At 73.2% G+C, this 26,999-nt stretch carries 25 protein-coding genes; 14 read left to right on the forward strand and 11 right to left on the reverse strand.

Features of this window, described 5'->3' with window-relative positions; genetic code table 11:
• Window positions 1-148 precede the first annotated feature (148 nt).
• Window positions 149-319, forward strand: coding sequence for a hypothetical protein (locus IH48_RS36115; protein ID WP_158710220.1), 171 nt, complete (start codon window positions 149-151; stop codon window positions 317-319).
• Window positions 320-545: 226 nt separating this feature from the next.
• On the opposite strand, the gene IH48_RS37315 is transcribed toward IH48_RS36115, so the two are convergent.
• Window positions 546-2,969, reverse strand: a complete 2,424-nt coding sequence (locus IH48_RS37315) for a polysaccharide lyase family 4 protein (RefSeq protein ID WP_030898016.1) — start codon at window positions 2,967-2,969, stop codon at window positions 546-548.
• Window positions 2,970-3,677: 708 nt separating this feature from the next.
• Here IH48_RS37315 and IH48_RS0101610 point away from each other — a divergent pair.
• From IH48_RS0101610 to IH48_RS0101630, 5 genes are all read left to right on the forward strand, one after another.
• Window positions 3,678-4,853, forward strand: a complete 1,176-nt coding sequence (locus IH48_RS0101610) for an enolase C-terminal domain-like protein (RefSeq protein WP_030898019.1) — start codon at window positions 3,678-3,680, stop codon at window positions 4,851-4,853.
• A 92-nt stretch (window positions 4,854-4,945) separates the two neighbouring features.
• Window positions 4,946-6,253: an ABC transporter substrate-binding protein gene (locus IH48_RS0101615; protein ID WP_030898024.1), complete on the forward strand. Its 1,308-nt coding sequence runs from the start codon at window positions 4,946-4,948 to the stop codon at window positions 6,251-6,253.
• A gap of 61 nt (window positions 6,254-6,314) precedes the next feature.
• Window positions 6,315-7,262 carry a carbohydrate ABC transporter permease gene (locus IH48_RS0101620; protein ID WP_030898027.1) on the forward strand — a complete coding sequence of 316 codons (948 nt, stop codon included), beginning with the start codon at window positions 6,315-6,317 and terminating at the stop codon, window positions 7,260-7,262.
• Window positions 7,259-8,104 carry a carbohydrate ABC transporter permease gene (locus IH48_RS0101625; RefSeq protein ID WP_037840752.1) on the forward strand — a complete coding sequence of 282 codons (846 nt, stop codon included), beginning with the start codon at window positions 7,259-7,261 and terminating at the stop codon, window positions 8,102-8,104. The genes IH48_RS0101620 and IH48_RS0101625 overlap by 4 nt, the downstream gene beginning before the upstream one ends.
• 16 nt (window positions 8,105-8,120) lie before the next feature.
• Complete coding sequence (locus tag IH48_RS0101630; RefSeq protein WP_030898045.1) at window positions 8,121-8,846, forward strand: hypothetical protein; 726 nt, start codon at window positions 8,121-8,123, stop codon at window positions 8,844-8,846.
• Here the strand turns inward: IH48_RS0101630 and IH48_RS34205 are convergent.
• Window positions 8,802-9,404, reverse strand: a complete 603-nt coding sequence (locus IH48_RS34205; protein ID WP_051838966.1) for a hypothetical protein — start codon at window positions 9,402-9,404, stop codon at window positions 8,802-8,804. The genes IH48_RS0101630 and IH48_RS34205 overlap by 45 nt on opposite strands.
• A 158-nt stretch (window positions 9,405-9,562) precedes the next feature.
• Here IH48_RS34205 and IH48_RS0101640 point away from each other — a divergent pair, with 158 nt between their 5' ends.
• The gene (locus IH48_RS0101640; RefSeq protein WP_030898052.1) at window positions 9,563-10,123 is read left to right on the forward strand and encodes a hypothetical protein; all 561 of its coding nucleotides are present in this window, start codon (window positions 9,563-9,565) and stop codon (window positions 10,121-10,123) included.
• A gap of 177 nt (window positions 10,124-10,300) precedes the next feature.
• On the opposite strand, the gene IH48_RS0101645 is transcribed toward IH48_RS0101640, so the two are convergent.
• Complete coding sequence (locus IH48_RS0101645) at window positions 10,301-12,865, reverse strand: PQQ-binding-like beta-propeller repeat protein (protein ID WP_030898055.1); 2,565 nt, start codon at window positions 12,863-12,865, stop codon at window positions 10,301-10,303.
• A gap of 573 nt (window positions 12,866-13,438) precedes the next feature.
• Window positions 13,439-14,449, reverse strand: coding sequence for a VOC family protein (locus IH48_RS0101650; protein WP_078849390.1), 1,011 nt, complete (start codon window positions 14,447-14,449; stop codon window positions 13,439-13,441).
• 265 nt (window positions 14,450-14,714) lie between these two features.
• Here IH48_RS0101650 and IH48_RS0101655 point away from each other — a divergent pair, with 265 nt between their 5' ends.
• Both IH48_RS0101655 and IH48_RS0101660 read left to right on the forward strand, forming a co-directional pair.
• Window positions 14,715-15,362, forward strand: a complete 648-nt coding sequence (locus IH48_RS0101655) for a TetR family transcriptional regulator (protein ID WP_030898061.1) — start codon at window positions 14,715-14,717, stop codon at window positions 15,360-15,362.
• Window positions 15,363-15,389: 27 nt separating this feature from the next.
• Window positions 15,390-16,115, forward strand: coding sequence for a pyridoxine/pyridoxamine 5'-phosphate oxidase (locus IH48_RS0101660; RefSeq protein ID WP_030898064.1), 726 nt, complete (start codon window positions 15,390-15,392; stop codon window positions 16,113-16,115).
• 8 nt (window positions 16,116-16,123) lie between these two features.
• Here the strand turns inward: IH48_RS0101660 and IH48_RS0101665 are convergent, their stop codons facing one another.
• Window positions 16,124-16,756 (reverse strand): GNAT family N-acetyltransferase, encoded by a 633-nt coding sequence (locus IH48_RS0101665; RefSeq protein WP_037840754.1) that lies wholly within the window; start codon window positions 16,754-16,756, stop codon window positions 16,124-16,126.
• 89 nt (window positions 16,757-16,845) lie between these two features.
• Between IH48_RS0101665 and IH48_RS0101670 the strand changes: the two genes are divergently transcribed.
• Both IH48_RS0101670 and IH48_RS0101675 read left to right on the forward strand, forming a co-directional pair.
• Entirely contained in the window at window positions 16,846-17,997 is a 1,152-nt protein-coding gene (locus tag IH48_RS0101670; protein ID WP_030898070.1) for a flavin-containing monooxygenase, read from the forward strand.
• A gap of 57 nt (window positions 17,998-18,054) precedes the next feature.
• On the forward strand, window positions 18,055-18,630 hold the full coding sequence (locus tag IH48_RS0101675; RefSeq protein WP_078849391.1) for a GNAT family N-acetyltransferase: 576 nt from the start codon (window positions 18,055-18,057) through the stop codon (window positions 18,628-18,630).
• A gap of 317 nt (window positions 18,631-18,947) precedes the next feature.
• Here IH48_RS0101675 and IH48_RS0101680 read toward each other — a convergent pair whose 3' ends face one another.
• Window positions 18,948-20,312, reverse strand: coding sequence for an MFS transporter (locus IH48_RS0101680; protein WP_037840918.1), 1,365 nt, complete (start codon window positions 20,310-20,312; stop codon window positions 18,948-18,950).
• A gap of 59 nt (window positions 20,313-20,371) precedes the next feature.
• Here IH48_RS0101680 and IH48_RS0101685 point away from each other — a divergent pair, with 59 nt between their 5' ends.
• On the forward strand, window positions 20,372-21,355 hold the full coding sequence (locus tag IH48_RS0101685; RefSeq protein WP_030898080.1) for a GlxA family transcriptional regulator: 984 nt from the start codon (window positions 20,372-20,374) through the stop codon (window positions 21,353-21,355).
• Between the two features lie 63 nt (window positions 21,356-21,418).
• On the opposite strand, the gene IH48_RS0101690 is transcribed toward IH48_RS0101685, so the two are convergent.
• The 3 genes from IH48_RS0101690 to IH48_RS0101700 form a co-directional block, all read right to left on the reverse strand.
• Window positions 21,419-21,907: an ATP-binding protein gene (locus IH48_RS0101690; RefSeq protein WP_199809868.1), complete on the reverse strand. Its 489-nt coding sequence runs from the start codon at window positions 21,905-21,907 to the stop codon at window positions 21,419-21,421.
• Window positions 21,908-22,377: 470 nt separating this feature from the next.
• Entirely contained in the window at window positions 22,378-22,890 is a 513-nt protein-coding gene (locus IH48_RS0101695; RefSeq protein ID WP_030898085.1) for an EF-hand domain-containing protein, read from the reverse strand.
• Between the two features lie 70 nt (window positions 22,891-22,960).
• Window positions 22,961-23,335, reverse strand: coding sequence for an STAS domain-containing protein (locus IH48_RS0101700; RefSeq protein ID WP_030898088.1), 375 nt, complete (start codon window positions 23,333-23,335; stop codon window positions 22,961-22,963).
• A 204-nt stretch (window positions 23,336-23,539) separates the two neighbouring features.
• Here IH48_RS0101700 and IH48_RS36780 point away from each other — a divergent pair, with 204 nt between their 5' ends.
• The gene (locus tag IH48_RS36780; protein ID WP_030898089.1) at window positions 23,540-24,058 is read left to right on the forward strand and encodes a sigma factor; all 519 of its coding nucleotides are present in this window, start codon (window positions 23,540-23,542) and stop codon (window positions 24,056-24,058) included.
• A complete protein-coding gene (locus tag IH48_RS36505; RefSeq protein WP_234434086.1) occupies window positions 24,055-25,539 on the forward strand; it encodes a zf-HC2 domain-containing protein in 1,485 nt (494 codons plus the stop codon). The genes IH48_RS36780 and IH48_RS36505 overlap by 4 nt, the downstream gene beginning before the upstream one ends.
• Window positions 25,540-25,545: 6 nt before the next feature.
• Here the strand turns inward: IH48_RS36505 and purU are convergent, their stop codons facing one another.
• On the reverse strand, window positions 25,546-26,436 hold the full coding sequence (gene purU / locus IH48_RS0101715; RefSeq protein WP_030898094.1) for a formyltetrahydrofolate deformylase: 891 nt from the start codon (window positions 26,434-26,436) through the stop codon (window positions 25,546-25,548).
• 40 nt (window positions 26,437-26,476) lie between these two features.
• Entirely contained in the window at window positions 26,477-26,923 is a 447-nt protein-coding gene (locus tag IH48_RS0101720) for an SCO4402 family protein (RefSeq protein WP_030898097.1), read from the reverse strand.
• Window positions 26,924-26,999: the final 76 nt, after the last annotated feature.

Genomic DNA, 26,999 nt, shown 5'->3' on the forward strand with positions numbered 1-26,999 from the left:
GAACGTTTAACGCCCCCTGGCATGCTCAACCCAACGACAATCCGTCGCACGGGGGATGGACGGATGGTCAGAGGCGCTCGTCCGGCACCAGACCGGGGGAGGTACCGGGCGGGCGCTGCCCACTGACGCATACACAGGAGCCAGAGCGATGAGCGAAGCCAAGAAGGACGAGGAAGTCACCCCTCACGACAGCCACATTCCGGCTCCTCCGGCGGACGGGGGCAGCACGGAGCCCGCGGCGGAGGCGGAGACGAGCGGCCAGGGCGCGGCCACCGACGGCGACACGCCCATCAAGCCGCTCGACAGCCACATTCCGTAACCGCCCGAGGCGGGGGACACCGACCGCTCGGCGGGGGCGCGATCGCGACGGCACGGAGGGGATGCCGTCGCGGTCGCGGTGCACTCGTCACCACTCGTCACCACTCGTTTCGGCCGGGGAGGGTACCGGGGGCGCTGGGGAGCGCCTCCGGTACCCGCGGGTCAGCAAGCCGCCCCGGCCCCCTCGCGGCCAGGGCGCGCACCCGCGACGGGGCCGGGGCACCCGATCAGCGGGCCGCCGGTCCTGTGGCCGTGCCCGTGGCGCGGCCGCCGTTGGCGTGGAACGAGGCGGTGAGGCGCGCGCCGTGCGCCAGGGGTCCTGTGACCCGCACCGTGACGCTCGCCCTGCCGCCCGCGGGGATACGGGCGGCGACGGGCACGGGGAACGCGTTGGGGTCGCGGTCCGCGGTCCGCACGGCGCCGTGCCGGGAGCGCAGCCCGTCGAGGCGTACGTCGTTCGCGGGACCCGACCCGTGGTTGGCGATCTCGATCCGCCAGGTGGTGGTCCCGTGGGCACTCCCCCGCGCGGTGACGCGGCCGGTCAGCCGGGCGGGCCTCGCGGGTTCGCCGCCGTCGGTCTCCAGGAGGATCGTGTCCCAGCCGAAGCCGCGGGACGTCGGCTCGACGGCGAGCGTGTGGAGCCCGGCGGGCGCGGCGTTGGTGAAGGAAATGGTGTTGTCACCCTCGACGAGCATCGAGGCGGGGAACGTCAGCACGGCGAGGCGCGGGTAGCCGCTGCGGTCCGCCTGGCGGCCGATGGTGGAGTCGTTGTGGGCCGGCAGGGCGCCCGCGATGCCGGCGGACGTGCCGTTGACGGCGACGGCCGGCGGCGTCCCCTGCTGCATGGACGAGGAGACCGTCAGGTACGCGGTGCCGTCGGGCACGCGGTCGAGGGGGAAGCGGACCGTCCAGGTGCCGGTGTTCGGATGCGCGTAGTACCAGTCCTCGGGCTCCCAGCTGTCGCCGATGGTGAACGTCAGGTCGCCCGGTATGCGCGCCGGCTTCTCGAAGGCCCTCGGGGAGGGCCGCGCGGGGGACTTGGTGGCGAGCGCGTACTCGCCGCCGGTCCGGTCCGCGGTGCCCAGCTGCCACAGGAACGTGGCGCGCTGGACAGGGGTCCAGGTGATGGTCGGCAGCCTGTGGTGGCGCCCGCCGAAGCGCAGGCCGGTCTTCTTGTACTGGTCGGTGACGGAGCCGTCGGCCGAGAAGACGTACAGGGTGTAGGTGCCTGGGGCGGTGGTGCCGGGCCGCCAGGCGGGCGGCACGCCCGGGATGGTGAAGGAGCCGTCGTCGTCGGTCCGCACGAAGTAGGTCGGTTCGTGGATGGTGTAGACGTCGTCGACGTCCTGGGTGCTGAGCAGGACCCACAGGTTCGCGGGTGATCTGCCGTCGGTGAGGCGTACGCGCCCGGAGACGGTGGTGCGCCGCGCGGGCGCGGGGTGGAGGGCGTCGTGCATCCAGTCGCTGCCGCCGCGGTTCTCGGCGATCTCGCCGCGCGCCGTCTCGGCGGCCGCCGCGATCATCGCGTCCGGGTCGTCGGGATCACCGGTGGTGATGAAGGTGAACCAGGGGCCGTAGAGCCTGCGGTAGCCGGCGTCGAGGGCGTAGCCGGGCAGCCCGTAGTGGTTCGGGCCGAAGTAGTTGAGGATGAGGGCGTCCTGGTGGATGGCGAGGTCCTGGTGCTGCGGCCCCACGCCGTAGAAGCCGGCGAGCGTCCGGTCGGAGACGCCGCCCAGCGGGGTGAACCAGGCGCCGAACCCGTTGCCGTAGTGCCCGAACATCGGGTTCTGGTGGTGGTAGAGGCTCCAGTTGTACTTGGTGTAGACGTAACCGGCGGGCAGGCCGCCCGCGTTGCTGTCAGGCGATGGGAGGTCCGGGTTGTTCACGCCGTCGATCTGCCAGGTCTCGTCCGACACCTTCGTCTGGGTGGCGAGGTAGGCGTAGGTCGGCTGCTGCCCCTTGCCGCGCTCCCAGTTGAAGCAGTGGTCGAGGACGGCGCGGTCCCAGCGGGTGTTCATGCGTACCTCGCTGATCGAGGTCGCCGCCGTGGCCGTGAGGATGTCGTACCCGTACAGGCCGGGCTTGCCCGCACGCATGATCAGGTGGTGTTCGTGGCGCAGCGGGACGCTCGTGACGTCGGCGAACGCGATCTCGACGAGGTCGTCCTCGATCCGCAGGACCTTCACCCGGGTGCAGACGAGGCGTGACTTTCCGCCGGCGGCGTCGACGTAGAAGGAGTGCTGCCGGTCGGGGTCGCGCGGGTCGACTCCGTTGAGGTTGTGGGCGAGCTCCCTGCCGTCGACGACGACGGAGGTGGCGGTGATGGACACGTCGTCCCAGCCGGTGACGACGCCGTTCCGCGCGTCGTCGCGGCCGAAGGCGAACCGCACGAGACCGTTGTCGAGGACGATCTCGGCCACCTCGGTGGGGAAGGCGTAGGTGCCGGTTCGTGCGGGTTTGCCGTCGAGGAGTACGCGCACGGCCCGGCCGTGGCCGCCGCTCGCGCCGGATACGGCTTCGTGCGCGGGGTGAGCGTCGTGGGCGGGGGCCGCGGCCGCGCTGCCGGCGCCCGCGGCGACGGTGGCCGCTGCGCCCGCGCCGATGAGTCCGAGCGTGGTGCGGCGGTCGATCTGGTGGGTCTCCCAGGTCATGGCGAACTCCTCGCTCCGATCCGGCGGGTGAAGGCTGATCGGACTGATCGGGTGATCGTGCTGATCGGGCTGATCGGGAAGGTCCCCGGAGGGAAGGCGCGTCAGGCGGAGGCACGGCCGTGGCGGCGGGGCGCGGCGCGACGGGTGGCGCAGGTGTCACCAGGCCGTCGGCGCGGTGGTTGAAACGTTGTAGTAAGCGCTTTCGACGGACAAGCTAGCGAGTCGGCCCGCGGAAGGGAAGGGGCTGACGCCCGCTTCTGCGGGGGCGAAGATCGTCTGAGTCGTTTCAAGCCGCCCCTGTTGACTTTGGCCGTGGCGGCCATGACGCTGCTGTTGTCCCGAGCCCCAGCCGGCCGCGGCGATACGCGACCACGAGTCGCCGACCGCGCCGGAAGCACACCACCCTCACCCCCAACACCACTCCGAGCAGCGGAAACACCCGAACGTGCGGTGATGGCAGCCCCGTTGGCCACGTGAAGCGGCGGGCAAGTCCGGCAGGTCCCGATCCTGCGGGGCCGCTGGAAAATCGATTCAACTGACCTGTTGACACCCGCGCTGAGGCGAACTTAGCTTCCTGGGCAGAAGAGTGAATGTGATTTACCCACATGAACGTGAGTGATCGAGAGGGTTCACAACGCGGGGGTCCTCACGCGGCGCGTGCACCGCGCACACCACTCGCCCTGCTCCACACTCCAGGAGGTCCGACGCATGGCCAAGGCCACGGCCCGGCCCGTGATCAGCGACGTGTCCGTACGGGTCTTCCGTACGACGACGGCGCTGGTCCACGACTCCGACGGGCACGCACACCCGGGCGAGCCGCACACCGTGACCAGGGCACTGCTCACCCTCACCGACAGCGACGGCGTCCAGGGCCGCTGCCTGGCGGGTGAGGCCCACGTCGGTGAGGATCAACTCCAGGGCCACGTGAGGCCGGTGCTGATCGGCCAGGACCCCTTCGACCGGGAGCGGCTGTGGCAGCTCCTGGCCCGCAGGCAGCGCGGCAGCGCGGGCACGCTCGGCGACCGGACACTCGCGGCCGTCGAGCAGGCTCTGTGGGACCTGATCGGGCACAGGCTCGGGCAGCCGGTGTGGAAACTGCTCGGCGGCATGCGCGACAAGGTGCCCGCCTACGGCAGCACGATGTGCGGCGACGAGACGCCCGGCGGCCTCGCGACGCCCGACGACTACGCGGCGTTCGCCGAGAAGCTGGTCGCCGAGGGCTACCACGCCGTCAAGCTGCACACGTGGATGCCGCCCGTGCCGTTCGCGCCCAGCGTCGAGCAGGACATCCGCGCCTGCGCGGCCGTGCGCGAGGCCGTGGGGCCCGGCGTGCCGCTGATGCTGGACGCCAACCACTGGTACAGCAGGAGTGACGCCCTGCGCCTTGGCCGCGCGCTCGACCGCCTCGACTTCCACTGGTACGAGGAGCCGATGGAGGAGTACTCGACGCAGTCCTACCGCTGGCTCGCCGAGCAGCTCGGCACGCCCGTCATCGGCCCCGAGAGCGTGGCGGGGCGGCTGAACGCACGGGCCGAGTGGATCGCCGCCCACGCGTGCGACATCCTGCGCGTCGGTGTGCCCACCGCCGGCGGCATCGCACCGGCGCTCAAGACCGCACACCTCGCCGAGGCGTTCGGCATGGACTGCGAGATGCACGGCGGCGGCGCGGGCACACTCGCGGTCCTCGGTGCCGTCTCCAACAGCCGCTGGTACGAGCGCGGCCTGCTGCACCCGCACTTCGACTTCGACGCGGTGCCGCCGCACCTGCGGCGCGCCACCGACCCGGTCGACGCCGAGGGGTACGTCCACCTCGACCGGGAGCCCGGCCTCGGCGAGAGCCTCGACCTCGCGTACATCGAGGCCGAGACGGTGCGGTCCTGGTGACCTGCGCGCCGCACCGAACCCCAGCACACCGAACTGCCGCACACCCGACTTCTCCACACCGAACCCCGAAGTCCCAAGGGAGCACGCACGCCATGAAAACCACGGTCGCCACGGTGCGCCGCACCAGGCCGCTGCATGCCGCGGCTGTCGCCACCGCAGTCCTCGCGTCCCTCGGCCTCAGCGCGTGCTCGGGCGGGTCGGGCGACTCGGCCGACGGGACGGTCCACCTCAGCTTCTCGTGGTGGGGGGACTCCACGCGGGCCGCGTCCACCGAGGCCGCCATCAAGGTGTTCGAGAAGGCCCACCCGAAGATCAAGGTCAGTACGACGTACGCCCAGTTCGGCCCGTACAACCAGAAGCTGGCGACGCAGATGGCCGGCGGCGGCGCACCCGACCTGATCCAGATCGACTGGGGCAACCAGAGCCAGTACGCGCAGAGCAACACCCTGATGGACCTCTCTTCAGGGCCCGCCAAGGTCGACTTCTCCGGCCTCGACCCGAAGTTCGCCGGCAGCGGCAAGTCGGGGGACAAGCAGGTCGCGCTGCCGTTCGGGCAGGCCACGCAGTCCATCGTCGTCGACGTGACCAAGCTCAAGTCCCTCGGTGTGCCGGTGCCGAAGCCCGGATGGACGTGGAACGACGTGGCGTCCTTCGGCAAGGCGGTGCACGACAAGTCGCACGGCAAGGTCTCGGGCATCACCGATCCCGGCATCACCTGGGCCGCGTTCCAGTCGTGGCTCGACCAGCGCGGCACCAGCCTGTACACGAAGGACGGCAAGCTCGGCTTCACCCAGGCCGACCTCGAAGGCTTCTGGAACTTCTGCGACGCGCTGCGCAAGTCGGGCGCCGCGACCCCCGCCAACCAGACGACGACCTTCTCCAACGGCCCCGCTGAGGACCCGCTCGCCAAGGGCACCACCGTCGCCGAGTGGGACTACGACTCGATCTACGCGAGCCACGCAGCCGCCAACAAGGACCGACTCACCCTGCTGCCACTGCCGTCGGTGAACGGCAAGACGGGCATGTACGCCAAGCCGTCGATGCTGCTGTCCGTCTACGCGGGTTCCAAGCACCCGAAGGAGGCCGCCGAACTGCTCGGCTTCCTCATCAACGACCCGAAGGCGGCCAAGGCCCTGGGCACGAGCCGCGGCATGTTCCCCAACCTCAAGGCGCGCGAGAGCCAGGCGGCGGACGCCACGGGCGGCGACAAGGTCGTCTCCGGCTTCGAGAAGGCGAACCAGGCCGGGCTCAGCCCCACGCCCACGGCGCCGCCGAAGGGCGACGGGCAGCTCATCACGCTCATGCAGCGCGAGTACGGGTCCATCAGCTTCGGCCAGGAGAGCGTCAAGGCGGGCGCCAAGGACTTCATGACGCAGGCGAAGCAGGCCCTGGCCAAGTGACCCGCCGGTCACACCTCGCACGACAGGGAGGAAGCCGTTGAGTTCGACGGCCAAGCTCGACATGCGCCCGCCCCGGCCGCCTACCGCCGGGCGGGCGCCGGGGCGGGCGAAGAACAGGAGGGGGTTCGCCGACCGCACGGCCGGCTACGTCTTCCTGCTGCCGTGGTTCGCCGGGCTCGCCGTCTTCACCGTCGGGCCCCTGCTGTACTCGCTGTACCTGTCCTTCACGGACTACAGCCTGCTGCAGTCACCGCACTGGGTCGGCCTCGCCAACTTCCGTGAGATGTTCACCTCCGACCCGCGCTTCTTCCACGCGGCGCGCGTCACCCTCGTCTACGTCGTGGTGTCCGTGCCGGTGAAACTGGCGCTCGCGCTGGGCGTCGCGCTGCTGCTCAACCGCAGGCGGCGCGGCATCGGTGTGTACCGCTCGCTGTTCTACCTGCCGTCCCTGCTGGGCACCAGCGTCGCCGTGGCGCTGGTGTGGCGCTCACTGTTCGCGCAGGGCGGCGCGGTCAGCGACGGGTTCGGGGCGATCGGCCTGCCGAAGACCGACTTCATCAACAGCACGACCTGGGCGCTGCCCGCCATCATCCTGCTCGCCTGCTGGCAGTTCGGTGCGCCGATGGTCATCTTCCTCGCGGGGCTCAAGCAGATACCGACCGAGCTGTACGACGCGGTGGACGTCGACGGCGCCGGCAAGTGGGGCCGCTTCCGGCACATCACACTGCCGCTGCTGTCGCCCGTCATCTTCTTCAACGTGCTGCTGGAGACCATCAACTCCTTCCAGGCGTTCACGCCCTCCTTCATCATCAGCAACGGCACTGGCGGGCCCGCCGACTCGACGCTCTTCTACACGCTGTACCTCTACCAGCGGGGCTTCACCGACTTCCGGTTCGGATACGCGTCCGCCATGGCGTGGGTCCTGCTGGCCGCCGTCGCGATCCTGACGGCCCTGATGTTCCGCGTCTCCAGGGTCTGGGTCTTCTACGGGGACGGAGACAACCGTTGAGCCGCACCACCAAGCGCACCAGGTCGCTGCTGTGGCACGTCGTGGTGATCGTCGTCGTGCTGATCGTGATCTACCCGGTCGTCTGGATGCTCGGCACGTCGTTCAAGCCGGCGACGGAGATCGTCACGTCCAACAGCCCCTGGCCGCTGCACTGGACGCTGCACGACTTCACCAGCGGGTGGAGCGCGAACCCGGGCGTCACCTTCGGCAGGTTCTTCGTCAACTCCCTCGTGATCTCCGTGCTCGCCGTCGTCGGCACGCTGTTCTCCTGCTCGCTGGCGGCCTACGCCTTCAGCCGCCTGACGTTCCGCGGCAGGTCGGTGATGTTCGCGGGGATGGTGGCCACGATCCTGCTGCCGTACCACGTGCTCATCGTGCCGCAGTACGCGATCTTCAAGACGTTCGGCTGGATCAACACCGATCTGCCGCTGGTGGCGCCGAAGTTCCTCGCCACCGAGGCGTTCTTCATCTTCCTGATGGTGCAGTTCATGCGCGGTGTGCCGCGCGAGATCGACGAGGCCGCGCGGATCGACGGCTGCGGCCCGTACCGCACGTTCCTCTGGGTACTGCTGCCGCTCACCCGCCCGGCGCTGATCACCAGCTCGATCTTCAGTTTCATCTGGACGTGGAACGACTTCTTCACGCAGCTGGTGTACCTCAACGACAAGAGCAAGTTCACCGTCCCGATCGGCCTCTCGCTGTTCGTCGACCAGACGGGCATGACCTCGTACGGGCCGATGATGGCGATGTCCGTGCTGGCCCTGCTGCCGGTGTTCCTCTTCTTCCTCGCCTTCCAGCGGCTGCTGGTGGACGGGGCCACGTCGAGCGGCCTGAAGGGCTGAGAGGACGGATACGTCGATGACTCAGATCCACACGCAGCGCTCACGCCCGGCACGCCCGTCCCGCTTCGCGCTGAGCCCGGAGCGCGGCGAGCAGGTGCGCACGGCGGCCGAGACCATGGCTGTGGGCGTCCTGTTCGCGGTGTTCTCGCTGCCGCTGGTGACCGCGGGCGCGGCCTGGTGCGCGGGCGCCGAGATCTTCGCGTCGTGGCACGCGAAACGGGAGCCGGCACTGCTGCGCACCTTCACGCGCGCGGTCGGACGGAACCTGGCGGCGGGGTTCGTGGCGGAGTGCGCGGTGCTCGTGCCGCTCGCCGCGGCCTGGTTCGAGGTGCACGTGGTGGTGCGCTCGCGGATGCCGGGCTATCAGGTGGAGGCGGTGGCGCTGGCCCTGCTGGGCGCGGCGGCTGCCGGCTTCGTGCTGCTGACCGCCGCCTGCCGGGCCGAGGACGCGGTGGCGGACCGCCGGGCGTCCCACGGGGGGACGCCCGGCGGGGCGCCCGCGTCCTGGGGTGCCGCGGTGCGCCGGGCGGCGGATCTGACGCGCACCGCGCCCTCGGCGCTCGTGCTCGTCGTGACCGGCTGCGCGTTCTGCGTCGTGCTGGTGGCGCTGATCCCCGCGTTCGCCGCGTTCATGGCGGGCCCGCTCGCATTCGCGGTCTCGGCCGTCGTGGCACGGGGGACGCGGGGGCGCACGGGACTACACGACCGACGCCTCGCACGAGGCGACGCGGGAGACCTCTGACGGGGCGCTCATGTCGACCGTGACCGTCTTCGTCTGCCCGGGCTTCAGGGTGACCGACGCCTTGCCTCTGTCCACCGTGCTACCTCCCGCGTCCGCGAAGCGGACGTCGACGTAGACGCGGGCCGCGCCGCCGTGCCCCCTGGCGGCCGTGACCTCGACCTTCGAGGACGTCACCGCCTTACGGCCGCCCGAGGCCGGGTGCGCGCAGCTGACGGTCTTCGCCGTGGCCGAAACGGTCGGGTCGCCGCCGTCCGACGGCGTGCTGTCGGAGTAATGCGTGGGGCGGTCGGTGTAGCCGTAGCGCGTCCCGGGCGTCGACGCGGGCAGGCCGCCGCTGTCGTCGGCGGAGCCGTAGGAATCGTCGGTGGAGCCGTACGAATCATCGTCCGAGTCGTACGAGCCGCTCCCGCCCGAGGTGGAACCGGAGCTCGTGTGCGAGGGGCCCGAGCAGCCGCCTCCGCCGCCGGATGAGTGTGAATGGCCGTGCCGGGAGAACCCGGTCAGTGCCACCACGACGAAACCCGCCACCGCGATGACCTTCAGGCGCTGCTTGAGCATGAGTGGTTCTTCCCCGTTCCTCGTGTGATCACATAGTTTCCCAGTACCTGTCAACGAGGCTTCGGGCGCCCTGGCAAGGACGCCGTGCACGCCGTGGCGGTTCGCCACCGCACGGCGTAGCGTCGACCACGGGCCCAACCCCCTGAAGGAGGCCGACGGTGGTACGCAACGTCATCGGCGGGATCCTCGCCCTCGCGGGGGCGGCGGCGGCCGTGCTCGGCCCCTTCCTCTCCTGGTACGACGGGCGGGACGGCCGCGACTACCGGGTGGCCGAGCTTTTCGAGGCACGGGGCGTGACGAGCGCCGGAACGGGCGTGTGGGAGTCGCTGGTCGCGCCCTTCGCGTTCGCCGCCCTGATCACCCTCATCGGCCTGGCCTTCCGTTCGCGCGCGCTCGTGGCGTTCGCCGGGCTCGTCACCATCGGCTTCACGGTGCTGTGGATGGTCCGTCAGGGCCAGGCCGCGGGCAGCCTCGTCGTCGACGGCAGCGGCTCGGGCCTCGGCCAGGGCGTCGCGTACAGCCTGGGCGGCGGCATCGCGCTGCTCCTCGCGGCCGTCGTGATGAGCGGGCGGCGCAGGCGTTACGAGCCGGGCCCGTACCCGCAGGGGCCCGACGACGCGTACGGGGACGGGGGTGGCGGCTACCAGGAGCCGCACGGCTGGTACGACGACGGCCCCGACACCAGGACGGACCCGGGGCAGGGCCCCTACCCGCGCTGATCGTACGGTCGCCGTGTGCGGGCGCTCGCCCGGCCGCGCTCATCCCGACGGGCCGCCCCGTCCAACCCGCTTCCACCCCGCTGGACCGCTGCCCGCGCTTGCCGCGAGGGCCTTGGGGACGGCGCCGCCACTGGCGCGGTCCGGGCCGCGGGGCCGGCGACCGCTGGCCAACGGGGCTCAGCGGCTCTGCGCGGTGCGTCCCGTCGCCGTGCCCTTCGCCGCGTCGAGGGCGTACACGCACCGGTCCTTGCTGCATGCGTAGACCACGCCGCGCTCCACCACGGGCGAGCCGGTGATCTCGCCACCCGTGGCGAGCTTCCAGCGCAGTTGGCCCTCGCTCGCGTCGAGCGTGTACAGCACCGTGTCGGCGGAGCCGAAGTGCAGCCTGCCCTCCGCGACCGCGGGCGCGCCGATGATCTCGCCGCCCGCGGCGAACCGCCACTTCGGCGTGCCCGTCACCGCGTCGAGCGTGTAGACCGCGCTGCCGCTGCCCACGTGCACGTTGCCGTCCGCGACGAGCACCGGCTCCACGGACGCCCTGGACTCGGTGGCGATGCGCCAGCGGTCCTTGCCCGTGGCCGCGTCGAGCGCGTACACCGTGCCCAGGTAGTCCGCGAGGTACACCCCGCCTCCTGTGACGGCCGGTCCCGGGGCGAACGCGGGCGCCGAGAGGAAGACGGCGGGCGCCTCGAAGTGCCAGTTCACCCGGCCGCCGGCCATGTCGACGGACAGCACGCGCGTGCCGGCCGCCACGTACAGCCTGCCGTCGGCGCCAGGCAGCAGCCGCACCGGCACTCCTCCGCACGAGGCGCCGTCACCGACCGGGTACGACCAGCGCTCGGTGCCGCTGCGCGCGTCGAGCGCCAGCAGCCTGGCGTCCTTCCACACGTACACCGTGCCGTCGTGGATCACGGGGCCCGCCTCGGGCGTCTCGAACTCGCTCTGCGCGCCGGTGATCTCCCACAGCTTCTCGCCGTTCGCCGCCTCCCACGCCTGGACGCCGCCGCCGCGCGTGGCGGTGACGACGGTGCCGCGGTCGGCCTTGAGCGCGTAGACCCAGTCGTCGGTGCGCAGCCGCCACAGCTCGGCGCCGTGCCGCGCGTCGAGCGCGTACAGCGTGGGCCCGTCGGAGGCGTGGATGCGGCCGCCCGACACGGCCATGGCCCAGGCGACGTCGCGCGTCTTGAACTGGCGGCGGCCCGTGCCCACGTCGAGCGCGTGGACCTCGAAGGACGTGACGTACAGCAGGTCGCCGTCGACGACCGGGGTGCCCCACACGTCGTTCGACATCCGGAACCGCCACGGCCGCCAGTGCGGACGGGCGCCGTCCGCGGCCTGCGGAGCCGCCGGGGCGGCCACGGCGGCGGCCCGCGGCGCGGGCGGCTGCTGTCCGGGGCCCGCGGGCGGCGGCACGACCCAGCCGGTGGCCGCGCCCGCGTCCGGCGCGGCCGGGTGGTGCGCCGACGCGAGTGGTCCTGGGCCGATCGGTACGGGCGAGGCGCCGAGGTGCACGGGGCCGCCGTCGGGCACCGCCTGCGGCGGGGCGGCCGACGGGGCTGCCGGCGGCAACGACGAGAACGCCTGCGACGGCGGCTGCGCGGGCTGCGGCTGCGCCCCCGGCTGGGGCGCCGACAGCAGGTACTGCTCCTCGCGCTGCGGTGGGGCCTGGACCTGGGCCTGCGCCCCCGCCCCCGCCCCCGCCTGCGCCTGAGGCGGGAGCCGGTGCCGCCGGCCGGGTTGCGGCCGGTCCTGCGGCAGGGGGCCTGAGCCGCCGTGTACGGGCGCGGCCGGCTGCTGGTGGGGCGGGTGCGAGGGCCGGGGCGGCGCCGAGACCGGCCCCGGCTTGTGGCCCTCGTTCGCGCGCCGCGCGATCATCTCGACGGCCGAGTCGGGCAGCCAGGCCGAGACCGTACCGCTGTCGTCGCCGTCGACCGCGAACAGGTAGGGCGCGAGCTGCGCCTGGAGGTCGGCGGGCGTCGGCCGGGCCTCGGCCGACATCGCCATGCACGCCTCGATCAGCGGCCGCAGCTCGTCCGGCAGCCCCGTCAGGTCGGGGCCCTCGCGCAGCAGCATGAAAACGGTCTCGACGGGGTTCGCGCCGTGGAAGGGCGCGTGCCCGGTCGCCGCGAAGACGAGGGTCGAGCCGAGCGAGAAGACATCGCTGGCACCGGTCACGCTGCGCGAGTCGCGTGCCTGCTCGGGCGACATGTAGGCGGGGGTGCCGACAGCCACGTTCGTCATGGTCAGCCGCGTGTTGGAGACGCCGGACGCGATGCCGAAGTCGATGACGCGCGGGCCGTCCTCGACGACCAGCACGTTGGACGGCTTCAGGTCCCGGTGCACGAGGTGCGCCGCATGGATCGACTGGAGGGCCTCGGCGATGCCGGCGGCCAGCCAGCGCACCGCCTGGACGGGCATCGGCCCGCACTCGCCGACTATCTCCTCCAGGGACGGCGCCGGCACGTACGCGGTGGCGAGCCACGGCACGGCGGCCCTGGGGTCGGCGTCCACGACGGCCGCGGTGTAGAACCCGCTGACGGCACGGGCCGCCTCCACCTCGCGCGTGAAGCGGACGCGGAACAGCTGGTCCTCGGCGAGCTCGGTCCGCACGGTCTTGATCGCGACACGGCGCCCCGACGCCGACCGCGCGAGATAGACGAGGCCCATGCCGCCGGCCCCGAGCCTGCGCAGTACCTCGAATGGGCCGATGCGCCTCGGATCGTGCTGTGTCAGCTGCTCCACTGTGAGTGCCACCTCCCCGTACGGGCCACAAAGGTACGGCCTCGTCGCCCCCGATTGTTCCTGTCCGGGGGCCGCGTTGCGAACCGGGGTGCGTATCGGGGCGCGTGTCGCAAGGTACGCGCCCGCGGGCGGCGCCCGCCCCTTACCCTGCCCCGGGCAGGGTGCCGCGTGGCCGCCGGGCCGCCGTGTCCGGCGGAGGGAGCGCCGCGTGCTCCGCGGGCGTGTCCCCGTGCCGGCCCGGCACGGCCCCGGCCCGTCGGGGTTCAGGGCCCGGCACGGCGCAGGTTCGCGGCTTGAGCATCGGCACGGCACGGCACGGGCCGGGCCGGGCACCGGTCCGAAGCCGTTCGGCGCAGGCGGGCCGCTGCCCCCGAGGGCAGGGGCGGCACAGGCGGTGCGGGTTCCGGGCGGTGGTCGGTGCAGGCCGGACGGCCCGCAGCTGCTCGGCCCGAACCGGGGCGAGGCCCCGGGCAGGTGTGGCGCGGGCACTGCGCCGGTTCGCGGGTGGGCCCCGACGGCGCCTCGGGCGTGCCTCGTACCCGTTCGGGTGTCGCTCGGTGCGGCCCCTGCGGCTCAGGGGGCGTCGCGAGGTTCCTCGTCCGGCTTCGGCTCGGGCGCCGGCTTCGCCGGGCCCTGGCCCGGCTCGGGGGCCGCCTCGGCCGCGGGCTCGTGCGCCGGAAGGGCGTCCGCCGTCTCGTGGCGCGGTGTCGCGTCCGGCTCCGCCGGGAGCGACGCCGCGGCCCCCGCGGCCGCGACGCCCGCGGGCCGCTCCGCCAGCACCGCGAAGTCCGCGCCCTGGTCGTCCGTCAGGGCCGCCATCCGCCCGGACGGGATGTCGAAGGGCGCCTCACGGACCCGGCCGCCGAGGCGCACCACGGCCGCCGCCGTCGCGTCGCAGTCCCGTACCGCGAAGTAGTTCAGGAAGTGGCCGGGCAGGACGGCGGGGAACGCCTCCGTGATCACGCTGCGCCCGCCCACCTCCCTGTCCTCGCCGGGCTCACCGCCGCCGACGGACCACACACGGAACGGGACCTCCTCGCCCGGCAGCCGCGGCAGGTCGCTGCCGGTGACGCCGAGCACGTCCTCGTAGAACGCGTCGACGGGCTCGGGAGCGCGGGTGTACACCTCGGTCCAGCAGAACGAGCCGGGCACGCCCTGCCGCCCGAAGCCGAAGCCGATCCCGGAGGCGGAGTCGGGCCCGGGTTCGGGGCGGTCGTCCCGCTCGTCCTGCCAGAGGCCGAAGACCGCGCCGCCCGGGTCGGCCGCCAGGGCGACGATGCCGAGCCGTCCCACCCTGACCGGCTCCCGCACCATCAGCCCGCCCGCGCGCAGCACGCGCTGCCGGGCCCGCGCCACGTCACGCGTCGCGAAGTACACGCCCCACGAGGTCGGCATCCGCCCGTCGCGCTTGGCGACGAGACCGGCCACCCGCTCCCCCTCGCTGAGCGCCTCCGCGTACGCGGCGGGGTCGGGGCCCGCCGTGAACGTCCAGCCGAAGAGCGCGCCGTAGAACCGCTTGCCCGCTTCGAGGTCGGGGAGCGACACATCCAGCCAGCACGGAGTGCCCTCGGCGAACGCGGCCATGGTCCCGAACCTTCCGGTAGTCCGATGCCCTCCCGTTGTCCTGAGAGCAAAGCTAATGGGTGAACCGCTCCCCCGCAGTCCCAGGCGGGTTCCACGGGGCAAAACCGGTCCCTATAGGGGTCGCGCGCACGGCCTCGCGCTAATGGAATGTGCCACGTAACCGTGCTCCTGGAAGAGGCGCCCGATAGGCCCCGCACACACCACGCATGTCCCCATTTGCAGTCGGCCAAATCGCGCGCCGATCAGCCGTCGGTAAGCTGACGGCATGACAGGACAAGTACGAACGGTCGACGGCCGCGTGGCCGGTCGACGTGGCCAGGCGACGCGGCAGAAGCTGCTCGACTGCCTCAGCGAGATGCTCAGCTCCTCGCCGTACCGGGACGTCAAAGTCATCGACGTGGCCCGGAAGGCGGGCACCTCCCCCGCGACGTTCTACCAGTACTTCCCTGACGTGGAAGGCGCGGTACTGGAGCTCGCGGAGGAAATGGCCAGGGAGAGCTCGGAATTGACCGAACTGGTCTCCGGGCGCTCCTGGGCGGGCCGAGCGGGATGGCAGTCGGCCGAGGAACTCGTCGATGGATTCCTCGACTTCTGGCGCAGACACGACGCGATTCTGCGCGTGATCGATCTCGGTGATGCGGAGGGAGACAAACGGTTCTCCAAGATCCGCATGAAGATCCTGAACTCGATCACCCACTCCGTCACGGAATCGGTGAAGGAACTCCAGGCGAAGGGCAGGGTCGACAAGGACGTCGTACCTGCGGGGATCGCGGGCTCACTGGTCGTGATGCTCTCGGCGGCGGCCTCCCACCAGAAGGGATTCCAGAGCTGGGGCGTGAAACAGGCGGATCTCAAGGTGAGTCTCGCCCTTCTCGTCCATCTCGGAGTGACGGGCAGGAAACCGACCCGCTGAATTGCGCGTTGAATGGGGCGTATGCCGATGCGCGAGAACGACGCCCCGACCCCCACTGAATCCCCCAGCCCCTTCGCGTTCCGTGCGCTGCTGCGCGAGCAGCGGGTATGGGACACCGGGGACGCGGGCCTGCCGCCGTTCGACCCGGCACAGGCGCCGGGAGACCCGCTCACGCTGTTCCACCTGTGGTTCGCCGGGGCCGCGGCCGCCGGGCAGCCCGAGCCCCACACCATGACGCTCGCCACCGCGGGCGCCGACGGCCTGCCGGACGCCCGTACGGTGATGCTGCACGACGCGGACGACCGCGGCTGGCACTTCGCCACGCACACGACCAGCCGCAAGGGAAGCCAACTCGCCGCGCGCCCCTACGCGGCCCTTGCCTTCTACTGGCACGCGCAGGCACGGGCCGTACGCGTGCGAGGCCCGGTCCACCCCGCACCGCCCGCCGAGACGAGCGCGGACCTGCACGCACGCCCGACGGGTGCGCTGGCCGCGGCGATCGCCGGGCGGCAGAGCGAAGTGCTCGGCTCGATCGAGGAGTTGCGGAGCACGTACGAGTCGGCGTGGCGGCGCGCCGAGCGCGACCCGGCGGCGCAGGCCCCGACGTGGGCCGGCCACGTCGTCGTCCCCGACGAGGTGGAGTTCTTCCAGGGCGACGCGCACCGGCAGCACGTACGACTGCGCTATGTACGGGACGCGGCGGACGCGGCCGACCCCGGCGCGGTGTGGCGGCGGGAACTGCTCTGGCCCTGAACCCGTGCCTATCCGACGGGCCCCGGCTCGAGCTCCGGCTCCGGGTCGGTGGCAAGCCTCGCGTGCAGGTGCGCGTCGCGGAAGCGGCTCGTGTCGCCGGCCTCGAACATGTTGCCGCGCATGGTCCCCTCGTAGCGGTAGCCGCACCGCTCGGCGACCCGGCAGGACGCCGCGTGGCCGACGGCGTGGCCGAGTGACAGGCGGTGCAGCCCGACCTCGTCGAAGGCCCAGCGCGTGAACACGGCCAGGGCGCGCCGGGCGACGCCGCGGCCCCGTTCCTCGGGCAGGACCCAGTAGCCGATGGTGCCGTGCCGCATCCACAGGTCGAGTACGCCGAGGCCGACGCTGCCGATCGCCTCGGCGGTCGCGCCCGCGCCGGGCTCGTCGCGGGTGATCGCGAGCACGCAGCCGGTGCCGTTCCCGTGGTCGCGCGCCCGCGCCCGTACCCACTCCAGCGCCTCGTCCTCGGTCTCCACCAGCAGCTTCGGTGTGTTCCACCGCCGGTATTCCGGGTCGGCGACGCCGCGCACGACGGCGGACGCGTCGCCCGGCCGCCACGGCCGCAGGTGGAGCCCGAGGCCGCGGATGCCGAGGGTGGCGGCGGGCGGGAGCCGGGCGGCGGAGCTTGACGGAGAGGTCATCGCACCATTGTGCGCACGTGATCCTTTCGAGACCGATTCAGGTCACGACCGATACCTGCCGCGCGGGCCCCGGATGAGAACTTTTTGTCATGTCCGACCACACGACCGCCACATCAACCGCCGCATCGGGCGCCGCATCGGGCGGCAAGCAGGAGCTCCCCGTCTACGTGATCGGTGCGGGCCCCGGCGGTCTTGCCGTCGCGGCGGCGCTGCGGGAGCACGGCGTGCGGGCGGTGGTGCTGGAGAAGTCGGACGCGGTCGGCGCCTCCTGGCGCGGCCACTACGACCGGCTGCACCTGCACACGACGCGGCGCTGGTCGTCCCTGCCAGGGCTGCGGATGCCCAGGTCGTTCGGGCGGTGGGCGGCGCGCGACAAGGTCGTCGTCTACCTGGAGAAGTACGCGCGCTTCCACGGCCTCGACGTCGTGACGGGCGTCGAGGTGACGCGCGTCGACCGCGCCGAGGACGGCGGCTGGCTGCTGCACGGCACGGGCGGGCGGGAGTTGGCGGCGCGCGCGGTGGTGGTGGCGACGGGTTACAACCACACGCCGAAGCTGCCGGCGTGGCCCGGCGCCGACTCGTACCCGGGCGAGCTGCGGCACGCGGGCGAGTACCGCAACGCGGCGCCGTACGAGGGCATGGACGTGCTGGTGGTGGGCGTCGGCAACACCGGCGCCGAGATCGCGGTCGACCTCGCGGAGGGCGGCGCGGCGCGGGTGCGGCTCGCGGTGCGCACGCCGCCGCACATCCTGCGCCGCTCGACGCTGGGCTGGCCGGCCCAGGCGAGCGGCATCCTGTGCCGCCGGCTGCCGAGGGCGCTCGTGGACCGGGTGGCGCGCGGCCTGACGCTGCACGCCCCGGGCATCGGCCGCCCGGAGAAGGGCCTGGCGACGCGGGCGCGCGAGGGCGCGATCCCGGTGCAGGACGTGGGCCTGGTGAAGGCGGTCAGGGAGGGCGGCATCGAACCGGTCGCGGCCGTCGAGTCGTTCGACGGCGGGAAGGTGACACTGGCGGACGGCTCGGCGATCACGCCGGACGCGGTGATCGCGGCGACGGGCTACAGCAGGGGTCTTGAGCCGTTCCTCGGCCACCTGGGTGTCCTGACCCCCGAGGGCAAGCCTGTCGGGCGCCCGCCGTCGGGGCTGTACTTCACGGGCTACACGAACCCGCTGAGCGGGATGCTGCGCGAACTGGCGAGGACGGCGCCGAAGATCGCGCGCGCGATAGCCCGTGAGCGCTGACCGCGTTGGCGTACCGTGCCGTGGGGCCGCCGTCCCGCCCCGGGAGGACGTCGCGACATGACCGCTGCCGGGCCGCAGGCCATCACGACCCGCAGGCTCGACCTGCTGCCGCTCGCGGCCGAGCACGCGGGGGAAATGGCCGCGGCGCTGTCCGACCCCGGGCTGCACCGCTTCATCGGCGGTGCGCCACTGAGTGCGGAGGCGCTGCGCCTGCGCTACGAACGGCTGGTCGCGGGGTCGCCGGATCCGGCCGTCGACTGGTGGAACTGGGTGATACGGCTGCGCGAGGACGACTGCCTGGTGGGCACGGTCCAGGCGACACTCGCCCCGGCGGAGGGCGGTCGCGTCGCCGAGGTCGCGTGGGTGGTGGGCACGCCGTGGCAGGGCCGCGGCATCGCCACGGAAGCGGCGCGCGGCCTGGCCGGCCGGCTGGCCGGGCAGCCGGTCTCGGCCGTGATCGCGCACATCCACCCGTCCCACCCGGCCTCGGCCGCCGTCGCCACGGCGATCGGACTCAGGCCCACCGAGGGGCGGCAGGACGGCGAGGTGAGGTGGCGGATGCCGGCCGGCGCCGGCCGGAGCAACGCGCCCGGCCCTGCCTCCCGGGCGACGCGCTCCAGCCGCGACCTGTAGCTCTCCCACCGCGCCCGGTCGCCCGGCGGCGCCATGGAGCGGTTGCCCTTGTCCGTGCCGACGGTGTCGAGCACCGGCCCCCAGCCAGGGCAGCGGCCCTTCCGCGGGCCGCCCGAACGTCTCACCGAGGTACCCCGGCTCCGCACCTGACGCGTGCTTGACGAGGGCGAGCAGGGGCGTCGTGCGCGGGCCGCAGGGAGAAGTGGAGATCGGCCTTGGGATCCTGTGCGTTCATCGGGACAGTCCGCCGACCGCCTCCTGCCCGCCCAACGCCTTTTCGGGCACCGGGTGTTGTGCCGGACGCGCGCGGCCGCCGACTACCCCGCCGCCGGGATCGCGGCCCTCGCGGTGGACGGCGCGCGCCGCACCACCAACGCCATCAGCGCCGCCACAGCGCACAGCGCGCCCGCCGCGTACCAGACCACGTCGTACGTTCCGAAGACGTCGCGCGCCACGCCGCTCGCCCAGGCCACCACCGCCGCCCCCACCTGGTGCGCCGCCGGGACCCAGCCGAAGACGATCGCGCTGTCCTCGCCGTAGTGCTCGCGGCACAGCGCGATCGTGGGCGGCACCGTCGCGACCCAGTCGAGGCCGTAGAAGACGATGAAGAACAGCATCGTGGGGTGGATCGACGGCCCGAGCAGCACGGGCAGGAACAGCAGCGACACCCCGCGCAGCGCGTAGTAGACCGCCAGCAGCCGCCGCGCGTCGAGGCGGTCCGTGAACCAGCCGGACGCCACCGTGCCGACCACGTCGAACACACCGATCACCGCCAGCAGCGACGCGGCCGCCGTGACGGGCAGCCCGTGGTCGTGCGCCGCCGGCACGAAGTCCGTCTTGACCAGGCCGTTCGTCGTGGCCCCGCACACCGCGAACGAACCGGCGAGCAGCCAGAAGGGACCGGTCCTCGCGGCCGACGCCAGCACGCCGACGGCCCGCCGCGCCGCGCCCGTAGCGGGCGGCGGCTTCGCCACGAACTCGCGGGCGCCGTACGGCGCGAGCCCGACGTCCGCCGGGTGGTCCCGCATCAGCAGCACCACCAGCGGCACGACCGCCGCGGCCGAGAGGCCCACGGTCACCGCGGCGGGGCGCCAGCCGTGGTGGGTGACCAGCCACGACGCGACGGGCAGGAAGACCAGTTGGCCCGACGCGCTCGCCGCCGTGAGGACCCCGGTGACGAGGCCGCGCCGTGCCACGAACCACCTGTTGGTGACGGTCGCCGCGAACGCCAGCGCCATCGAGCCGCTGCCGAGGCCGACCAGCACGCCCCAGTAGAGGATCAGTTGCCACACGGCGTGCATCCACACCGTGAGGAGGGAGCCCACCGCGATGACGGTGAGGGCCAGCGCGACCACCCGCCGGATGCCGAAGCGGTCCATCAGCGCGGCCGCGAACGGCGCGGTCAGCCCGTAGAGGGCGAGGTTGACGGAGACGGCGAGGCCGATCGTCCCCCGCGACCAGCCGAACTCGGCGTGCAGGGGGTCGATGAGGAGGCCGGGCAGCGACATGAAGGCGGCGGCACCCACGATCGTCACGAAGGTGACCGCCGCCACGAACCACGCGCGGTGCGGGCGAGTGCGCCTGACGGGGAACGCGCCGGTCCCGGCGGGCCCGTGAGTCTCGTCCGGGGACGCCTGCGGCGGGTGCTCGTTCTGGGTTGTCGGATTCACGTCAGTCAGCATCCGGCCCACGGCACCACGCGGCCAGTGGCCCGATGGCCATGGTTCGCTATGATCGGGCCATGTCCACTCCGCACCGCGTCGCCGTCCTCGCGCTCGACGGTGTCATCCCGTTCGAGCTGGGCATCCCGCAGCGCATCTTCGACCGTGCGCGCGGGCCCGCGGGCGAGCGGCTGTACACGGTCACCACCTGCGCGGTCGCCGCCCCGGGACCCGTGCGCACGAGCGCGGACTACGCGATCGTCGTCGAGCACGGCCCCGAGGTCCTCGACGGCGCCGACACCGTGATCGTCCCCGCCTCGTACGAGCTCGGCCCCGTCTACGAGCGCGGCACGCTGACCGGCGGCCTGGCGGCCGCCCTCGCGCGCGTGCGTCCCGGCACGCGGTTCGTGTCGATCTGCACGGGCAGCTTCGTGCTCGCCGCCGCCGGGTTGCTCGACGGCCGCCCCGCGACCACCCACTGGAGCAGCGCCGACGCCTTCCAGCGCCTGCACCCGCGCGTCAGGGTCGATCCGAACGTCCTGTTCGTCGACGACGGTGACGTCCTGACCTCGGCGGGCGTCGCCGCGGGGATCGACCTGTGCCTGCACATCGTGCGCCGGGACCACGGCGCCGCCGTCGCCAACGAGGTCGCCCGCCACACCGTCGTCCCGCCGTTCCGCGACGGCGGCCAGGCGCAGTACATCGAACGTCCGCTGCCCCAGCCGCGGCAGGCCACCACGGCCGCCGCCCGCGCCTGGGCGCTGACCCGCCTCGACGAAGCCATCACGCTGCGGGACATGGCCGAGCGGGAGTCCATGTCCGTACGGACGTTCACCCGGCGCTTCCGCGAGGAGGTCGGTGTCAGCCTCGGACAGTGGCTGGTGCTCCAGCGCGTCGAACGCGCACGGCAGTTGCTGGAGTCGACGGACCTGTCCGTCGACCGGATCGCGCGGGAGGCCGGGTTCGGCACGCCCCAGTCGATGCGCCAGCACCTCAGGGCGACGCTGGGCGTCGGCCCGACGGCGTACCGCCGCACCTTCCGCGCGCGCGGCGGCGCGGCCTGAGCGGGTGCGCGCTCAGGCCGGGTGCGTGCTCAGGCCGGGTGCGTGCTCAGGCCGGGTGCGTGCTCAGGCCGGGTGCGGCAGCGCCCGCGGCGCGGGGCGTGCGCCGCGTGCGTCAGGCACGAGGACCACGTCGGGCAGCGCCCGCAGGGCAGGAGCCCCGTCCACCTCGCACCAGATGCGCTTGCCCGCGCCCTCCGGCTGCCAGCCCCACCGGTCGGCGACCCCCTCGACCAGTTCGAGGCCGCGGCCCCCGGTGTCCTCGCCCTCCGCGTACCGGGGCATCGGCGGCGTGGCGCACGCGTCCGCCACCTCGACCCGTACCGTGCCCGCGTCGGCGGCGCCGAGGCCGAACAGCATGCGCAGCACCGCGGGGCAACCGGTGTGCACGACTGCGTTGGTGACGAGCTCCGAGACGATCAGGACGAGGGTGTCCGCGAGTTGCTCGTCACTGTCGGCCCCCGAGCCGGCGAGCCGCGCGCGTGCCCACCGTCTGGCCCTGCCGACCTCCGCCGGGTCCGCGCCGATCTCCAACTGCATCTGAAGCACCTGCACCGTTCACACCATCCGAACCGGCGGACACATCGCCTCGCGCCTCGACAAGCACTCTGCCCGCCTCACCACTACAGGGTCGGCGTGACGGACCGTGACTCTCTTGACTCCCTTGTACGGCAGCATGGTTGACGTACAGTCACTGATACAAGCGCTTCGGGCATATTCCAGCGCGAAGGAGTACCCGTGGTGCATACTGTGCGACGCCCGGAGCGTGGTATCGAACACGGGCGCCCGCCGCGGCCCCGGTGACGTGCGGACGAGGCGCGCCTGGCCGGCGGCAGCAGCCGCCTCGCCGGCGCCTGTGCCGGCTCCCGCGCCCGCACCGTCTCGCACCCCACGGAGCGTACCGGAGCACCGGGGCGACTCCCGCCCGTGACGGCCCGGCGCCGGGAAAGTCCCCGCCAGGGACCACCGTCCGGCCGCATCGGCCACGCAGGGTCACGGGCGCGGTCGCGCCGTACGGGACCGGCCTACGGCTCCGGCGTCGCGTAGTACTCCGCGAACGCGCTGAGGAGTTCGTCCTCGCCGACCCGCCCGTCGCCGTCGCCGTCCACCGCGGCGGCCACCTCGCCCGCCGCCTTCGGCGTGACGCCGAGCACGCGCAGGCCGCGCACGAGGGCCGCCCGGGTGACGCCCCTGCCGTCCTCGTCGGCCACGGCGATCGCGGCGTGCAGGAAAGGCCTGGCGATCTCGGCGAACCGCCGCGGGTTGTCGCGCAGCCGCTTGACCGCTCCCGTCAGGAACTCCTCGCGGCTGACGCGCTCGTCGCCGTCCACGTCCGCCATGCCGGCCATGCCCTGCCAGAACGCCTCAGCGCCGCTGTAGAGCGCCTGGCCCTTGTCCGACCTGGCCGTGACGCCGAACTCGGCGAGCAGCGCCGCAGCGGCCCCGCTGAACTCCTCGCGGTCGATGCAGCCGTCGTGGTCCTGGTCGAGGGCCGCGAACCTGGAGGCGATCTCGCGGTCGTACTGTGCGCTGTCCATGCCGGGAGATTACGACGGCCGCGGCACTCCGCGATGCCCGCTTACTCCGAACGCGGGATATCCCTGATGCCTACGCGGACAGCGGCTGCGCCTCGTCGTCGGCCGCCGCCTCCGCATCGGGGAAGACCTCGAACAGGCGTCGCACCCCGAGCGCCGCGAGCACGCGGTTGACGTGGGAGCCCTCGGTGGCGCCGCTCTCGGGCAGCACGACCCTGAGCGCGCCGCGGCACGAGTGCAGCAGGCGGCGCGACGCGATAAGGACGCCGACCCCGCTGGAGTCGCAGAAGTACACGTCCGACAGGTCGACGACGATCTCGCGGTGCCCGTCGGCGACGGCCTCGTGGACTCTGCGGCGCACCTCGGGGGAGGTCATGAGATCGAGCTCACCGGCTATCCGGAGCACGGTCCAGCGACCCTGTGCGGCCTCGTCGACGCTGAGACTCACGCGCCCCGAACCTCCCTCGCCCCCCGTTGTGCGCCACCCGCCGATCGGGTGTCCATCTTCCGGGCCTGCCCCGGTCGCCCCGTCCGAAACATATGAGCGGAGGCGGAACCGGGGAGGGGGCGCACTTCGCGCAAAGGGGCGTGCGCCGTGGTCACCGGCGGATACATTCGAGGTGCGGCGGCACGGAGCGAGCTGGGGGAGGACATGGCGGCGGGGACATCGCACCGCTGGGACCGCGGCATGCGCCGGCGCCTGGTGCGCGGCGAGGAGGCCGCGCTCGGCGAGCTGTACGACCGGCTCGCGCCGACGGTGCACCGCCTGGCGCACCGCGTGCTGGAGGACGACCGCGCCGCCGACGGCGTGACGCGCGAGGTCTTCGCCCACGTGTGGCAGCACCCGGAGGAGTTCGACCCCGGGCGCGGCACGTTGCGCAGCTGGATGGCGGGGCTGGCGAGCGAGCGTGCCGTGCGGAGGCTGCGGGAGGACGGCGGGGCGTCCGAGGAGCGGATACGCGGGGCCGCGACGGCGGCCCGTGCGGACTTCATCGTGACGTCGATGCCGTCGTCGCTGCGCGAGGCGCTGGAGTCGGCGTACCGCAGGCGCCGCACGTACCGCGAGACGGCGCGCGAGCTGGACGTCACGCAGGACGAGGCGCGCCGCAGGCTGCGCCTGGGGCTCCAGCTCCTGTCCTCGGCCGGCGGCCCCGCGGGAGGCACGCGGTGAGCGGCCCGGGCGCGGGCCCCGGCCCGGGCAGCGAGGGCTCGTGGCGCGCATCCGGGCCCGCGCCCGGAGCCCGGGACGACGCGGGAGGGGCCGCGGCGGGGGTCCCCGGGCCCGGCGCCGACGGCCCAGCGGCAGACGACGGGCGCGGGCCAGGTGAGGCCTCAGCGGGGCGGACGGGCACGGAGCAGGCGGACGTGGGCCAGGCAGCCGCCGGGCAGGCGCGCGGCGGCCGCGGGGCCGCCTGGACGGTGGAGACGTCGGGGCCCGCGTCCGCCAGGCCGTCGCCCGCGTCGCTGAGTCCGCCGGCGCGGCGCGGCGGCACGGGCGGCCCGGCCGCCGGGCCGTCGCACAGTGTGCTGATGTCCCTGCTCGGGGCGTGGGCGCTGGCCGTGTGCTCGGCTGAGGAGACCGCCTACGTCGAGGCCCATCTGAGCGAGTGCGAAGCGTGCGCCGATGAGGCGCTGCGGCTGCGTGACGCGGTCGGGCTGCTGCAGGCCGATCGGAGCCTCGACCTCGATCCGGCGCTGCGCTCGCAGGTCCTGGCGGAGTGCCTCGCCCGCAGGCCGGCCCGCACCCCAGTGCCGGGGTGGGCCGCCTCGTACGACGCGGAGACCGCGCGGCTCGACGCGCTGCTGCACGACATGGCCGAGGACGACTGGCACGCGCCCGTGCGGCTGAGGTGGTTCGAGGACGGGAAGCCGGCCGCACGCTCCACCACCGTGGCGGGCGTCATCGGCCACCTCCTGGCGGTGGACGGCGTCGTCGGCGTCGCGCTCGGCCTCGAAGACCCCCTGTTCCCCGCCGCGCCGCTCGCCCCGGACGAGCGCACCGAGCGCTTCTGGGGCGAGGCGGCAGGACCGCACGCGCGCGACGTGCACGCGCCGTGGCGGGAGCAGAACCACGCGCTGGTCAGGCGCGTCTCCTTCGCGTCAGGGGACTCCGGGGACTCCGGGGTCGTGGCGGACGACTCCGCCGGCACCGACGTGGCCGGGTTGTCCGTCTCGTACGGCGGCTTCGCCCTGCCGCTGCGTGACGCGCTCGTCGACCGCGCCTTCGAGTGCTGGATCCACGGCAGCGACATCGCCGACGCGGTCGACTATCCGTACGCGCCTCCCGGCGGCACGCACCTGCGCACCATGATCGACCTGGCCGCCAGGCTGCTGCCCGCCGCGCTCGCCAGGCGCCGCAGGCAGGGGCGTGCCGGGCCGCCCGCCGAGCTGGTCGCGGCCGGTGCACCCGGGAGGTCCCTGCACCTGGAGGTGGAGGGCGCGGGCGGCGGCGACTGGTACGTCCCGCTCGACTCCCCCGCGGCGCTCGGTTCGGCGGACCGCGCCGTCGCGCACGTCGCCGTCGACGGCGTGGAGTTCTGCCGGCTCGTGGCCGGGCACGTCGAGCCGGAGGAGGCGGCGGCCGGGCGGGGCGGCGACCGCGGCGCCGTCACCGACGTGCTGCACGCCGCGGCGGACCTGAGCCGGATGTAGAGGCGTTCAGGCGAAGACGACGGTGCGCGAGCCGTTCAGCAGGATGCGGTGCTCCGCGTGCCACTTGACCGCGCGCGCGAGCGCCTGGCACTCGACGTCCCGGCCGAGCGCCACCAGCTGCTCGGGCGTCACCTCGTGGCCGACGCGCTCGACCTCCTGCTCGATGATCGGGCCCTCGTCGAGCTCGGCCGTCACGTAGTGCGCCGTCGCGCCGATCAGTTTCACGCCGCGCGCGTGCGCCTGGTGGTACGGCTTCGCGCCCTTGAAGCTCGGCAGGAACGAGTGGTGGATGTTGATGATCCGCCCGTTGAGCTGCTTGCACAGGTCGTCGGAGATGACCTGCATGTACCGCGCGAGCACGACCAGTTCGACGCCCTCGTCGCGGACGATGCCGAGCAGCCGCTGCTCGGCCTCCGCCTTGGTGTCCCTGGTCACGGGCACGTGGTGGAAGGGCACACCGTACGAGCCGGCGAGGTCGCGGAAGTCGGGGTGGTTGGAGACGACGGCCGCGATGTCCACGGGCAGCGCGCCGATGCTCGCACGGAACAGCAGGTCGTTGAGGCAGTGGCCGAACCTGCTCACCATCAGCACGATCCGCGTCCGGGCGTCGGCCCGGTGGATCTCCCAGTCCATCCGGAAGGCGTCGCCGATCGCGGCGAAGCTCGCGCGCAGCTTCTCCACGCTCTCCGCGCCGTCGTCCGCGGAGAAGTGCACCCGCATGAAGAACAGGCCCGTGTCGCGGTCGCCGAACTGCCTGCTGTCCTCGATGTTGCAGCCGGTCATGAACAGGTAGCTGGACACGGCGTGCACGATGCCCTGCTTGTCGGGGCACGACAGCGTGAGGACGTACTGCTCGCGCGGGGCGCTCGCGGCGGCGGATGCGGTCGGCTCGTTCATATCCGGGAGGATCCCACACCCGCCCGGGCCGGCTGAGCCGTCAGACCGCGTGCGTGATGATCCGCAGGACGTCGAGCGACTTCGGCGGGGTGTCCGGGTCCTCGCCGTCGTTCGTCGCGAGGCGTACGTGCGCCTCGCGCGCGGCGCGCACCGCCTCGGGCCAGCCGTGGTGCTCCACGTACGCGGACACCAGGGCGTCAGGCCCGACCTGGTGCATGATCCGCAGGACGCGCAGCACGGCCACGTCCACGAGGGCGGCCTCGCCCGAGTCGCGGAAGATGGTGCCGACGTACTTCTCGGCGGACCAGTTGTCCAGCCACGTGTCCTCGACGAGCCGGTAGACGGCGTCGGTCACGTCGCCGTACCCCTCGCGGCCCGCGAGCCAGCACTCCTGGTGGAAGACCGGATCGGAAAGCATGTGCAGCGCCGAGCGCACGTTGCTGCGCCAGCGCCACCATGGCATGTCATTCAGCGGCATGCCCCCCATGGTGGAGGAGCGGCGGGCGCGACGGGAAGGGTTCTCGGTACCTTGCTGCACGGTTGTCGATCGTACGTCGGGCTCG

It is taken from the genome of Streptomyces sp. NRRL F-5126 (assembly GCF_000721265.1).
Classification (GTDB): Bacteria; Actinomycetota; Actinomycetes; order Streptomycetales; family Streptomycetaceae; genus Streptomyces.